Source organism: Amycolatopsis sp. NPDC004772 (genome assembly GCF_053601215.1).
Map to the genome: position 1 here is coordinate 1 of NZ_JBSGBK010000099.1, position 12,180 is coordinate 12,180.

General features: G+C 72.8%; 14 protein-coding genes. 10 read left to right on the plus strand and 4 right to left on the minus strand.

What is annotated here, in order from left to right; genetic code table 11:
- Nucleotides 1–248: 248 nt before the first annotated feature.
- From ACWEF6_RS36940 to glgC, 3 genes are all read left to right on the plus strand, one after another.
- The gene (locus ACWEF6_RS36940) at nt 249–1,637 is read left to right on the plus strand and encodes an MSCRAMM family protein (protein WP_449687202.1); all 1,389 of its coding nucleotides are present in this window, start codon (nt 249–251) and stop codon (nt 1,635–1,637) included.
- A 148-nt stretch (nt 1,638–1,785) separates the two neighbouring features.
- A complete protein-coding gene (gene glgA, locus ACWEF6_RS36945) occupies nt 1,786–2,940 on the plus strand; it encodes a glycogen synthase (protein ID WP_449687203.1) in 1,155 nt (384 codons plus the stop codon).
- Nucleotides 2,937–4,154 carry a glucose-1-phosphate adenylyltransferase gene (gene glgC, locus ACWEF6_RS36950; protein WP_310976176.1) on the plus strand — a complete coding sequence of 406 codons (1,218 nt, stop codon included), beginning with the start codon at nt 2,937–2,939 and terminating at the stop codon, nt 4,152–4,154. Before glgA ends, glgC begins: the two co-directional genes overlap by 4 nt.
- Nucleotides 4,155–4,162: 8 nt before the next feature.
- On the opposite strand, the gene ACWEF6_RS36955 is transcribed toward glgC, so the two are convergent.
- Both ACWEF6_RS36955 and ACWEF6_RS36960 read right to left on the minus strand, forming a co-directional pair.
- Nucleotides 4,163–4,312, minus strand: coding sequence for a hypothetical protein (locus ACWEF6_RS36955; RefSeq protein ID WP_449687204.1), 150 nt, complete (start codon nt 4,310–4,312; stop codon nt 4,163–4,165).
- A 61-nt stretch (nt 4,313–4,373) separates the two neighbouring features.
- The gene (locus tag ACWEF6_RS36960) at nt 4,374–4,514 is read right to left on the minus strand and encodes a hypothetical protein (protein ID WP_310976177.1); all 141 of its coding nucleotides are present in this window, start codon (nt 4,512–4,514) and stop codon (nt 4,374–4,376) included.
- 165 nt (nt 4,515–4,679) lie between these two features.
- On the opposite strand from ACWEF6_RS36960, the gene ACWEF6_RS36965 reads away from it, so the two are divergent.
- On the plus strand, nt 4,680–5,717 hold the full coding sequence (locus ACWEF6_RS36965; RefSeq protein ID WP_449687205.1) for an NADPH:quinone reductase: 1,038 nt from the start codon (nt 4,680–4,682) through the stop codon (nt 5,715–5,717).
- Between the two features lie 179 nt (nt 5,718–5,896).
- Here ACWEF6_RS36965 and ACWEF6_RS36970 read toward each other — a convergent pair whose 3' ends face one another.
- Entirely contained in the window at nt 5,897–6,853 is a 957-nt protein-coding gene (locus ACWEF6_RS36970) for an alpha/beta hydrolase (RefSeq protein ID WP_449687206.1), read from the minus strand.
- Nucleotides 6,854–7,185: 332 nt separating this feature from the next.
- Here ACWEF6_RS36970 and ACWEF6_RS36975 point away from each other — a divergent pair, with 332 nt between their 5' ends.
- Nucleotides 7,186–8,208 carry a helix-turn-helix domain-containing protein gene (locus tag ACWEF6_RS36975; RefSeq protein ID WP_449687207.1) on the plus strand — a complete coding sequence of 341 codons (1,023 nt, stop codon included), beginning with the start codon at nt 7,186–7,188 and terminating at the stop codon, nt 8,206–8,208.
- A 328-nt stretch (nt 8,209–8,536) separates the two neighbouring features.
- Here ACWEF6_RS36975 and ACWEF6_RS36980 read toward each other — a convergent pair whose 3' ends face one another.
- Entirely contained in the window at nt 8,537–9,502 is a 966-nt protein-coding gene (locus ACWEF6_RS36980; protein WP_449687208.1) for a TIGR01777 family oxidoreductase, read from the minus strand.
- Between the two features lie 407 nt (nt 9,503–9,909).
- Between ACWEF6_RS36980 and ACWEF6_RS36985 the strand changes: the two genes are divergently transcribed.
- Genes ACWEF6_RS36985 through ACWEF6_RS37005 form a run of 5 tightly spaced genes read left to right on the plus strand, consistent with a single transcriptional unit; the run spans nt 9,910 to nt 12,150 of the window.
- Nucleotides 9,910–10,362: a hypothetical protein gene (locus tag ACWEF6_RS36985; RefSeq protein WP_449687209.1), complete on the plus strand. Its 453-nt coding sequence runs from the start codon at nt 9,910–9,912 to the stop codon at nt 10,360–10,362.
- A 55-nt stretch (nt 10,363–10,417) separates the two neighbouring features.
- The gene (locus ACWEF6_RS36990) at nt 10,418–10,867 is read left to right on the plus strand and encodes a hypothetical protein (protein WP_449687211.1); all 450 of its coding nucleotides are present in this window, start codon (nt 10,418–10,420) and stop codon (nt 10,865–10,867) included.
- Nucleotides 10,864–11,343 (plus strand): hypothetical protein, encoded by a 480-nt coding sequence (locus ACWEF6_RS36995; RefSeq protein WP_449687212.1) that lies wholly within the window; start codon nt 10,864–10,866, stop codon nt 11,341–11,343. Before ACWEF6_RS36990 ends, ACWEF6_RS36995 begins: the two co-directional genes overlap by 4 nt.
- A complete protein-coding gene (locus ACWEF6_RS37000; RefSeq protein WP_449687213.1) occupies nt 11,340–11,771 on the plus strand; it encodes a hypothetical protein in 432 nt (143 codons plus the stop codon). Before ACWEF6_RS36995 ends, ACWEF6_RS37000 begins: the two co-directional genes overlap by 4 nt.
- 43 nt (nt 11,772–11,814) lie before the next feature.
- Entirely contained in the window at nt 11,815–12,150 is a 336-nt protein-coding gene (locus tag ACWEF6_RS37005) for a competence type IV pilus major pilin ComGC (RefSeq protein ID WP_449687215.1), read from the plus strand.
- Nucleotides 12,151–12,180 lie beyond the last annotated feature (30 nt).

The following is a 12,180-nucleotide window of genomic DNA, read 5'->3' on the forward strand; positions in this document are numbered from 1 at the left end:
AACGCGTACTCGCCCTGACCGCCGCCATCTGGCACAACCACGCCACCGGCCAACCTGTCACCCGATCACTGATCGCCTACGACCACTGATCACTTAGGACTCACTCGTCTAGGGGTGGCGATCACCCCGTCGGCCCTGGTCCGGGACCTCCGCGTTCGCTAGCTTGACGGTGATCGCAGTTCTTCTGCGCCATCGCCGGGCGGCGCCGCGGGGAGCCGCCGGTCCGGCCGTTTCCAGGGGGATCCACCGTGTCCAGAACACCCCTGCGCGGGGTGAGACGGCTCTGCGCCGTGCTCGCCGCCGTGCTCACCACCGGCGCCTTCGCCGCGCCGGCCGCCCACGCCGACGGGCCGTCGCTGCTCATCACCGCCTCCGTCGGCGCCGGGCCGCAGCTGGTCGCCAAGCCGTTCCCGATCACGCTGACGCTCACCAACACGACCGACCAGCCGCTGACCAAGGTCACGCTCTGGGACGAGCACCTCGCGGGCTCGTGGCTGTCGATCCAGGACTGGGCCGGCCTCGGCGGCAGCCCGCAGGCCGGTGTCACGATCGACGCCGGGGCCACCCGGACGTTCACGATCACCGCCGCCGTCTGGAGCTGGAACGGCGCGCCGCAGGACCGGTTCCGCGGGCCGGACGCCGAGGGTGGCGAGCTGGCCGTCCCGATGGTCGACCCGACGACGACGCAGGGCCCGGCGTCCGGTGTGCTCTACGGCGACCGGAACGACAACGGCGCCTTCGACGCGGGCGAGGGTCTGCCCGGCGCCGTCGCCTACCTGTACGGCACGAGCTCCGGCAACCCGATCGAGGCCACCACGGACGCCGACGGCCGGTTCGCCTTCACCGGCCTGCCCGCCCAGCGCTACGGCATCTCCAGCCGGAACCTGCCGGACGGCTGGGTCTACGAGGCCGCCACCGAGCAGCGCGTCGACGTCGACGGCAGCGATCCCGGGCCGGTCGTCCAGCTGCGCGCGGTCCGGCCGTTCTCCGAGAAGCTGCACGCGAGCGGCTCGTTCGACCGCGGCACCTACCAGGTGGGCGACAGCGTCCAGGTCACCTTCACGGTGACCAACGTCAGCGCCGGCGACCTGCACGGGATCACCCTCGGGTGCGACCGCTTCGGGGGTCCCGACCACCTGCTCGGGTGGGACGGCTGGAACGACATCACCGCCCCCGGCTCGTTCGACCTCGCCGCCGGCGAGACGCGGACGTTCACCGAAACCGGCACCGTGCCCCCGGCCGCCCCCACCTACGGCGGCTTCTACGCGGCCTGCGACTTCGGGATCGAGCCCGGTCCGCTCGACGGGCGGCCCGAGGTCGACCTGTACGCCCACGTCGCGGCCCCGCCGGCCGCCACCGGTGGGGTGCTCTACCACGACGACAACGCCAACTACGCGGTCGACCCGGGTGAGGCGATCACCGGTGCGACGGCCGAGCTGGTCGACCGGGTCGACGGCGCGGTCACCGCGACCGCCGTGTCGGACGCCCAGGGGCACGTGGCCTTCGGGACCGTCCCGGCCGGCCCGTACATCGTGCGCATCGACGGCTGGCGCCCGCTCGGCGCGGACGGCGCGTCCGTCACCGTCGGCACCTGTTGGTACTGCGGGGAAGACTGGGCCCTCCGGTACCAGCGCTGACCTCGCCCGGTGGCCCGGCCGCGCGCCGGGTCACCGGGGGTGCCGGCCCCTCCGGCGTCGCGATCACCCCGGCAGTGACGGAAAACTCGCCGAATTCCCCTGTCCGCCAGACTGCGCCACGAGCCCGGGAGGCCCTAGGGTTCGCATCATGAAGGTCGGCCTGCTCACCCGCGAATACCCGCCGGAGGTCTACGGCGGCGCCGGGGTCCACGTGGAGTTCCTCGCCCGGGAGTTGCGACCGCTGGTCGACCTCGACGTGCACTGCTGGGGCGCGGACCGCCCCGACGCCACCGGGCACACCGATCCGCACGGCTACCGGCAGCCGGCGTTCACGACGATGGACATCGCCGTCTCCATGGCGAACGCGCTCGAAGGCCACGACCTCGCGCACAGCCACACCTGGTACGCGAACCTGGCCGGGCACCTGGCGAAGATGACGCACGGCATCCCGCACGTCGTCACCGCGCACTCGCTGGAGCCGCTGCGGCCGTGGAAGGCCGAGCAGCTCGGCGGCGGCTACCGCGTCTCCTCCTGGATCGAGCGCGAGGCCTACGAAGCCGCGGACGCGATCGTCGCGGTCAGCGGCGGCATGCGCCGGGACGTGCTCGCCGCCTACCCCGCGGTGCCGCCCGAGCGCGTGCACGTGATCCACAACGGCATCGACACCACGCTCTACCGCCCCGACCCGGGCACCGAGGCCCTGGCCAAGCACGGCATCGACCCGGACCGGCCGTACGTGCTGTTCGTCGGCCGGATCACCCGGCAGAAGGGCGTCCCGCACCTCGTCCGGGCCGGCGCGTCGCTGGACCCCGGCGTCCAGCTGGTGCTGTGCGCGGGCGGCGCCGACACGCCCGAGCTCGACGCCGAGTTCCGCGGGCTGGTCGCCGAGCTGGAGAAGACCCGCACCGGCGTCCGCTGGATCCCGGAGATGCTGCCGCGCGGCGAGGTCGTGCAGCTGCTCACGCACGCCGCGGTGTTCGCCTGCCCGTCGGTCTACGAGCCGCTCGGCATCGTGAACCTGGAGGCGATGGCGTGCGGCACGCCGGTGGTGGCCAGTGACGTCGGCGGCATCCCGGAGGTCGTCGACGCCGGCCGCACCGGGCTGCTGGTGCACTACGACGAACAGGACCCGCAGGGGTTCGAGGCGGGGCTGGCCGAGGCTCTCAACGAGGTGGTCGGCGCGGCGGACCGGGCTGCCGCGATGGGTACCGCCGGCCGCGAGCGCGCGGTCGGCGAGTTCGGCTGGAAGGCGATCGCCGAGCGGACGGTCGCCCTCTACGAGGCGTGCGGGAGGTCGCTGTGAACAGCGAATGCCATGTCCTGGGCATCGTGCTCGCGGGCGGGGAGGGCAAACGCCTGATGCCGCTGACGGCGGACCGGGCGAAACCGGCGGTGCCCTTCGGCGGCACCCACCGGCTGATCGACTTCGTGCTCTCCAACCTGGTGCACGGCGGCATCCGGCGGCTGTGCGTGCTGACGCAGTACAAGTCGCACTCGCTCGACCGGCACATCTCGACGACCTGGCGGCTGTCCTCGCTGACCGGCGAGTACGTCACGCCGGTGCCCGCGCAGCAGCGGCTGGGCCCGCGCTGGTACCAGGGCAGCGCCGACGCCATCCACCAGAGCCTCAACCTCGTCCACGACGAGAACCCCGAGTACATCGCGGTGTTCGGCGCGGACAACATCTACCGGATGGACCCGCGGCAGATGCTGGAGGCGCACATCGCCTCCGGCGCGGGCGTCACCGTCGCCGGCATCCGGGTCCCGCGGAAGGAGGCGAGCTCGTTCGGGGTCATCCGGACCACCGACGGCCTGCTGATCGACGCGTTCATGGAGAAGCCCGCGGACCCGCCGGGCCTGCCGGACTCGCCCGAAGAGGCGTACGTGTCCATGGGCAACTACATCTTCACCACGAAGGTGATGCTGGAAGCGCTCTACGCCGACGCCGAAAACGCCGCCTCGCACCACGACATGGGCCGCGACATCATCCCGGCGCTGGTCAAATCGGGCGAAGCCGCCGTCTACGACTTCAACACCAATGTGGTGCCCGGCGAAACCGAACGCGACCACGGTTACTGGCGCGACGTCGGGACCATCGACAGCTACTACGAGGCGCACACCGACCTCATTTCGACGCACCCGATCTTCAACCTCTACAACCGGCGGTGGCCGATCCTGGCCCACCCCGGCCAGCGGGCGGCGGCGAAGTTCGTCGAGGGCGGTTCGGCGAACCAGTCGATCGTCAGCAACGGCTGCATCATCTCCGGGGCCCAGGTGGTCGACTCGGTGCTCTCTCCCGACGTCATCGTCGAGCAGGGCGCGGTGGTGCAGGGCTCGGTGCTGCTCGACGGCGCCCGCGTCGGCCGCGGCGCGGTGGTGCGGCGGGCCATCCTGGACAAGAACGTCGTGGTCCCCGCCGGGGCGCACATCGGTGTCGACCTGGCCCGCGACCGCGGCCACTACCACGTCAGCGAGGGCGGCATCGTCGTGCTGGGCAAGGGGGAACGCGCGATCTGAGCCGGGCCTCAGGAGCGGGTGGCCGCCGAGATCCGCTCGACGACCTGCCGGGGGTCGATCCCCCAGCGCTCGGCGAGCTCGGAGATCGACGCTCCCGCCGCGTACTCGGCGGCGATCATGCTGTTGACGACGCCGGCCACGGTCCACTCCTCGGCCACGGGTGCTCGGGCACCCGGGATGCTACATGTCCGTCGCGGATCGCGAACAACCTGGTGTACGTCACCGCGCGGATTTGTCCGGTTCCCGCGGCGGATTCGGCGGATTAGCCTTCGCGCGCGTCGCATTGAACACGGCGTCGAAGATCGGCGTCGGCTCACCGTCGTCGCGCTTCGGCCGCTCGTCACTCTTTTCCTCTCCCACGCGCCCAGTTTCTGCGACGACCGCCGATTCCGCTGGCACGAACCCGGAAAATCGCCCGGCCGGGGGATCTTGTTTTCGCGCTTTCCCGGTGCCGAAAAAGGATTTCCCGCGCGCATTTCCGCAGATGCGGGGAATATCCCCGGCCGTCCGCGGATTGCACCGGGTATGAAGGCAGTCGTCTACCGCCGCCACGGCGGACCCGAGGTGCTGGAACTGTCGGAGCGGGCCGTCGCGGACCCGGGACCGGGCGAGGTGCGGGTCCGGATCGTGGTGTCCGCGGTCAACCCCACGGACTGGAAGGCCCGCAGCGGGCTGCGCGCCGAACCCGGCGCCGAAATCCCGGAAACCGTGCCCAACCAGGACGGCGCGGGCGTGGTCGACGCGGTCGGCCCGGACGTGACGGGGTTCGCGCCCGGCGACCGCGTGTGGCTGATCGTCGCGGGCGCGTACGGGCCCGCGTCGGGAACGGCGCAGGAGTACACGGTGCTACCGGCTTCGAAACTGGTCCGGCTGCCGGACGGCGCTGGGTTCGACGAGGGCGCCGGCCTCGGCATCCCGGCCCTGACGGCCCACCGCGCGCTGACGGTCGCCGAGGACGGCCCGGCCCGGCTCTCCCCCGGAGCGTTGAACGGCCGCACGGTCCTGGTCAGCGGCGGAGCGGGCGCGGTCGGCAACGCGGCCATCCAGCTCGCCCGCTGGGCCGGGGCGACGGTGATCGCGACGGTCAGCAGCGTGGAGAAGGAGGCGCTGGCCCGGGCGGCCGGGGCTCAGCACGTGCTGCGGTACCCCGACTCGTCGCTGGGGTCGCAAATCCGCTCGGTCGCTCCGGACGGGGTGGATCTGGTGGTCGAGGTGGCGATGGGGGTCAACGCGAAGCTGCACACGGAGGTGCTGCGGCCGAGGGACACGGTCGCGACCTACGGCGACGATCGGGGTACCGGCACGGTGAGCCTCGACTTCGGGACGAACCTGTGGCTGAACGCCCGGTACCAGTTCCTGGTGCTGTACACGGTGGGCGAGGACAAGCTGCGCGCGGGCGCGGAGGACATCACGGCGGCCATGGCCGAGGGCGCGTTGCGGCTCGGTGAAGACCGCGGGGTGCCGCTCCACCGCTTCCCGCTGGCGGAAACGGCGAAGGCGCACGCGGCCTCGGAGGACGGGATCACGGGGAAGGTGCTGATCGACGTCGGCCCGGCCGACTGACCCGGGCTTCACGCGTTCCGGCCGGCCTTCCTGTCACATGACAGGAAAGCCGGCCAGGGCATCGCGGCCTCCGCCAGCCCGATTTCGTCCAGTACCGCGTGTCCTGGCCCCAGCGCCGCGTCACGGTCCCCAAGCCGCACCGCCGGTCCGCGACCACGGCCGGTGGCAGGTCGTCGAGTTCAGCCGTCGATGCGCAGGCCGCGGCGCAGGGCGTCGACCTCGTCGGCGAACATGCGCCGGGAGATCGCGGCCGTCTCGACCATCGAGGAGCCGTGGAACGTGCCCGGGTAGTGCCGCAGGTCGACGGGCACGCCGGCGTGCGCGAGCCGCTGGGCGTAGGCGATGCCTTCGTCGCGGAGGGGGTCGAACTGGCAGGTGGTCACGAACGCGGGCGGCAGCCCGGCCAGGTCGGTGGCCCGCGCCGGGGCGGCGTAGGGCGAGACGTCCGCGCCGCCCGGTTCGGCGCCGAGGTAGCTCGTCCAGCTGTGGATGGCGTTGGGCCGGTTCCAGATGGGGGTGTCGGTGTAGTCCCGCATCGACGGGGTGTCGAGGCGGTCGTCGAGCTCCGGGATGCCGAGGTACTGGAAGCAGAGCTGAGGGCCACCGCGGTCGCGGGCCAGGAGCGCCACCGCGGCCGAGAGGCCACCACCGGCGCTCTCGCCGGCCACGCCGAGGCGGGCGGGATCGATGCCCAGCTCGTCGGCCTTGGCCGCGACCCAGGCGAGGGCGGCGTAGCAGTCCTCGACGGGGGCCGGGAAGGGGTGCTCGGGGGCGAGCCGGTAGTCGACCGAGACGATCACGATGCCGAGCTCGTCGACCAGGCGCAGCAGGGCGGGGTGGAACATGTCGAGGTCGCCCATGACGAACCCGCCACCGTGGATGTAGAGCAGCCCGGGCACGGCGGAGGTGCGGTTCGCCGGAGAGTAGATCCGCACGGGGACATCGGGCGCATCGGACGGCCCGGGCACGGCGGTGTCCTGCACGTCGACGGGGTTGGCGGGCTCGTAGGACGGCAGGATTTCGCTGAGCTGCCCCATCGACGACCGCGCGGCCACGAGCGAGGCGTGGTCGGTGAGGGTGACGGCGGGGAGCATGTCGAGCCAGGGCAGCAGCTCGGGATCGATGGCGTAGGTCATGCCCCGATCATCGGCGGTGCGCGTTCGCCCGGGCCACCGCCACGCGGCGGGGGTTGCGGGGAGGAACCTCGCCACCCGGCGGAGGGGGTGGCGGCCTTGTCTTGTCGGCGTCTTGTCGGCGGTGTGGCGGTGGGTTGGGCGCGCGGGGTCCGGCGGCGGGGCGCATGGTGGGCGGAAGTCGCGCTGCCCGGCCGGTCCACGCGCGCCCAACCAAGCGGGAGCGGCGTTGCCCGAGGACTGGCGCTCCCGGCCGGACCTTGCTCGCCGCCGCGGTGCGGGCGTCGCCTGGGCGGTGCTCGCCATCCGGTGGTGGGCGCGCCTATCGTGGCGGGATGAAAGGCCTGCTGCTGCGGCTGTCCGGGCTCGACGCCGACGCCGAGAACGCCGTGCGGGTGATCGGGTTCTTCGACCGCCTGATCACCGGCCGCTCCGGAGTCGATGCTCTGGTGCGCAGCACCGCCGAGCTCGCCGGGTGTCCCGTCGGCGTGCATGCTCCCGGCCAAGGCTTGTCGCTGCGGGCGGCGCCGGGCCGCGACGTCGTCACCCCGGGTGCGGCGCCGATGGGAGCGGCCACGCGGGCGCTCGAAGGCGGTGTCGTCGTGTGGGTGGCGCGGGACGGCGCGCCCCTCCCCCTCGATGACATGCTGCTCGAACGGTTCGCCATCGCCGCCGCGATCCTGCTGGAGCACTCCGGTGTGCCGCGGCCCGAACTCGGGGATCCGGCGCTGGTCGAGCTGGTGCTGTCCGAGGACACCGGCACCGTCGAACGGTCCCGTGCCCTGCACCTGCTCGGCTTCGGTCCGGCGACCCGGCTGCGGGTGCTCGCGGGCACGGGCGTCGACGCGCTCGCGGGCCGTTCGGCGCGGCTGGGCGGGGTGCGGGCCGTCCTGCTGCCGGGCGAGGTCGCCTCGCTGCCGGAGGGCGCCCGCGCGGGTGTCGGCCCAGCGGGGCCGGCCATCGAGGTCGCCCGTTCGTGGACGGCCGCCCGGACGGCGCTGCGGTTCACCTCCGCGGCGGAGCCGGTCGTGTGGTGGGAACGGCTCGGCGGGCTGGCCGCGCTCGCGGACAAGCTGGCCCCCACGGAACTCGCGGAGCTGGCCGACGTCCGGGCCCTCGACCGCCTCGCGGCCGAACCCCACGGCGCAGACACGCTGGCGGCGTTGGACGCCTTGTGCGCGACGGGTTCGGCCCGCAAGGCCGCCGCGGCGCTGCACCGTCACCACAGCACGATGCCGGCCCGGCTCGCGCGCGCGGAGGCGGTGCTGGGCTTCGAGGTCGACTCGCCGGCCGGACGGTTCCGCCTCCACCTGGCCCTGGTCCTGCGGCGGTTGCGGGACAACGCCGACCTCGGCTGACCGCCCCGAGTGGCCCCGGCGGCTCCGGAGCAACGCCGGCTCGGCCGACCGTCCTCGGCAGACCGCCCCGCGTAGCTCCAGGCAACGCCAGCTCGGCCGACCGACCTCCGCTGACTCCCCGAGTGGCCCCGGGGCAACGCCAGCTCAGCCGACCGACCTCCGCTGACCGCCCCGAGTGGCCCCGGGGCAACGCCGGCTCGGCCGACCGTCCTCGGCAGACTCGGCGAGCGCCAAGCCGATGCCGTTCGTCCTCAGTGGACTCAGCGGATCCGGGACAACGCCTGCCTCGGCCGAGCATCCGGGCCCCGGGTCGAGACCGGGGGCGGGCTCAGCCCACCCTCAACGGCCGGCGAGCGCGCCGGACCAAATCCTCCGCCGCGGCCGGCCATTCCGGGTAGCCGAACGAGAATCCCGCCTCCGTCAGCCGGCCCGGGATCACGCGGCGGCTCTTCAGCAGCAGCTCCGTGTCGCTGCGGAGGACGAATGCGCCGATCTCCGCCATCCACTTCGTCGCCGGCAGGCCCACCGGTACTCCCGCCGCCGCCCGCAAAGCGCGTAGGAATTCGCGGTACGGCAACGGTTGCGGAGCCGCCAGGTTCACCGGGCCGCTGATCTCCTCCCGCTCGATCAGGAAGCCGATCGCGCGGACCAGGTCGTCCTCGTGGATCCACGACATGTACTGCCCGCCGCCCGCGACCGGGCCGCCGAGGCCCCAGCGCGTCAGGCGCAGGAGCATCGCCAGCGCTCCGCCGGGCTCCGGGCTCATCACCATCGCCGTGCGCAGCGCCACCTTGCGGGTGCCCGGGGTCTCCGCCTCGCGCTGCTCGCGTTCCCACGCCTTGGCGATGTCGACGCTGGAGGACCAGTAGGCCGGCACGTCCGGCTCGTCGCCGCCCAGTGCTCCGGTGGTTTCGTCGTTCGGCGCGTCGAACCGGTGCGCGTAGATCGTGGCCGTGCTCATCTGCAGCCACACCCGCGGCGGCCGGGCCGCACGGGCGATCGCGCCGCCGACCACCCGCGCCGAGTCGACGCGGGAGTCCAGCATCTCGCGCAGGTTCTCCGGCGTGTACCGGCAGTTCACCGACCGGCCGGCCAGGTTGAGGACGACGTCGCTGCCGTCGACCTCCGCCGTCCAGGGGCCCGGACCGCGGCCGTCCCAGAGGACGTGCCGCACGTCCGGCTCCGGCCGGGCTTCCCGCCGGGTCAGCACCACGACCTCGTGCCCCTGCTCGACCAGCGCGCGGCTCAGCACCCGGCCCAGGTGCCCGGTGCCGCCCGGAATCACGACCTTCATGGTCCCGACCGTACCGCAGGAGTTGAACATGTTCAATTGTCACGAACCGTCATCGCCGGGAGGCGCGACCCGACCGCCACCGCAGAGGCCGCTCAAGATCGCCGACAACCCCCGCGGAAGATCACGGGACGGTTTCCGCCATTCGGCCGAACGGGTCGGAAAAGCAGCAGGTCACGGTCGCGCATCGGAACTTTTTCGGCGTGAAACGACGTCGCCGCGACTCGATCCCGCGCGCGTAACACGCCGGGCCGCCCCTGACAAGGGACCTCGGACCTTCGCAGTCGGGCCGGTCGCCCGGGGAGAGGATCGCCGGGGAATTCGCACACTCATCGTGACGGTCCACACCGGACCAGCCGGACCGCGACCGAGCCCGGCCTTCCCGATGGAACAGCTCCCAGGAGAACCTCATGCGCAAGATCAGCAAGCGGTCCGCGATCGTCCTCGGTGCCGCCGGAGCGGTGGTCGTCGCCGGTGTCGCCTACGCGGCCTGGACGAGCACCGGCAACGGCACCGGCTCGGTGTCGTCGACCACGTCGGTCAACTCGGCGATCACGCCCGCGGGTTCGGGCAGCGCCCTCTACCCGGGCGGCGGCACCGACTTCACCGTGACCGTCGACAACCCGAACGACTACCCCGTCGTGGTCACCGGGATCAGCGCCGGCTCCTCGAACGCGGTCAACGGCTGCGCCGCGGGCACCGTCACGAGCGCCGTCCCCGCGGACACCACCGGCACCATCGCGGCCGGTGGCTCCAAGACCTACACCCTGCACGCGACGATGAACGCCAACGCCACCGACGCCTGCAAGAGCCAGACCTTCGTGCTGCCGCTCACCGCCACCCTCGCCTCGAACGCCTCCTGATCGACGGCGGGGCGGTGCGCCAACCACCGCCCCGCCCTTCCCTGGAAGGACCCCGATGTCCAGGTGGCGGAGCAGCGTTCCGGCGGGCGCGCTCGCGGCCGTCGTGATCACGTGGTTCGCGATCGGCCCCACGCCGGTGGCGAACACCGCGAACGGCAACGGCATCAAGCAGTTCGGCATCGCCGACGTGCCCGGCCGGGCCACCGCGCTGGTGCCCGGCGCGACGGGGACCCGGTGGATCCGGCTGGCCAACGCCGAGAACTTCCCCATCCTCGTCCAGACCGTGACGGCCGCGGTCGGCAAACCCGTCGACAGCCGGGGCCGCCCGGTCCCGGCCTGCCCGGCCACCTCGGTGCAGGTCGACCCGCTCGCCCGGCCGGTGCCGGTGCCCCGTGACGGCACCGCCGACGTCGCCCTCACCACCCGCATGCTGCCCGGCACCCCCGAGGCGTGCCGGTCGCTCACCTTTCCGTTGACGTACACAGGAACGGCGGTCAAGCCATGAAGAACCCGACCCTGCGCCGCGTGCTCGTGGTCACCACGGTGGTCGGCGCGACGCTGGGCGGCGGGATCGCCGTCGCGGCGTGGACGAGCTCCGGTTCCGGGGCGGCGAACGCGAAGGCCGGAACGGCGGCCGCGCCGACGACCGGGACGGTGCCGGCCTCGGCCCTCACGAGCGGGCCGCTCTACCCCGGCGGTCCGGTGGGCGACGCCAAGATCCTGGTCGGCAACCCGAACCCGTACCCGGTCAAGGTCAGCACGATCGTGGCGAACGGGACGCCGACGGGAGCCAACGGCACCGGCACCTGCACGACGACCGGCGTGAGCTGGACCGCGCAGTCGCCCAACGCGCCGGTGCCCGCGGGCGGAAGCACGACCCTCACGCTGACGGGCGCGGTCTCGATGAGCACGGCTTCCGACGACGGCTGCCAGGGCGCGGTGTTCACGATCCCGGTGACGGTCACGGTGGTGAGCGGATGAGCGCGCCGCGGGTGGTCTTCGCGGCCGCGATGGTGGCGGCCGCGTGGACCACGGTGATCACCGGCTTGACCGGGACCGGCGCGGCGCGAGCGGAGGCGGCCTGGCTGAAGTCCGGCCCCGGCACCGGGTATGCGGCGGGGCTCAAGCTGCAGACGCCCGGCCAGCCGGTCGTCGACTCGGCGAAGTGCAACAACGGCAACGGCAGCGGTCCCTCGGCCACGCTCCACTGGACCTCCCCGACCCCGTTGCCGCCCGGGTTCGAGCTCCTCACCGCGAGCACGGCGGGCGGCCCGGTTTCCACCGCGGGCACCGCCACGACCACTTCGGCCACCATCCCCCTGCCCGGCAACAACAAGGTCTACGTGAGCGTGCGCGCCACGGCCGGTTCCTGGAAGGGGACGCGCTCTCCGGAGGTGGCCGCCTGCTGATTCCGGAACACCCCTCGAACCCTGCAACGCAAAGGAATGAACCATGCTGGAAAGACTGCGCTCCGCCCGCGCCGACGAAGACGGCTTCACCCTGATCGAACTGCTCATCGTCGTCGTGATCCTGGGCGTGCTCGCCGGGGTCGTCGTGTTCGCCGTGCAGGCGTTCAACGGCGACGGCAAGGCCGCCGCGTGCAACGCCGACTGGAAGAGCGTCGAGACCGCCAACGAGGCCTACTACGCCAAGACCGGCAGCTATGCCGCCAGCCCGGCCGCGCTGAAGACCGCCGGTTACCTGAAGGACGAGCCGTCGACCACCAACGGCTACACGATCTCCATCACCGCCGGGGTCGTCACGGCCGCCGGCGCCTGCACCCACTGAACCGTTCCGTGGGGGTGGGCGACCCACCCC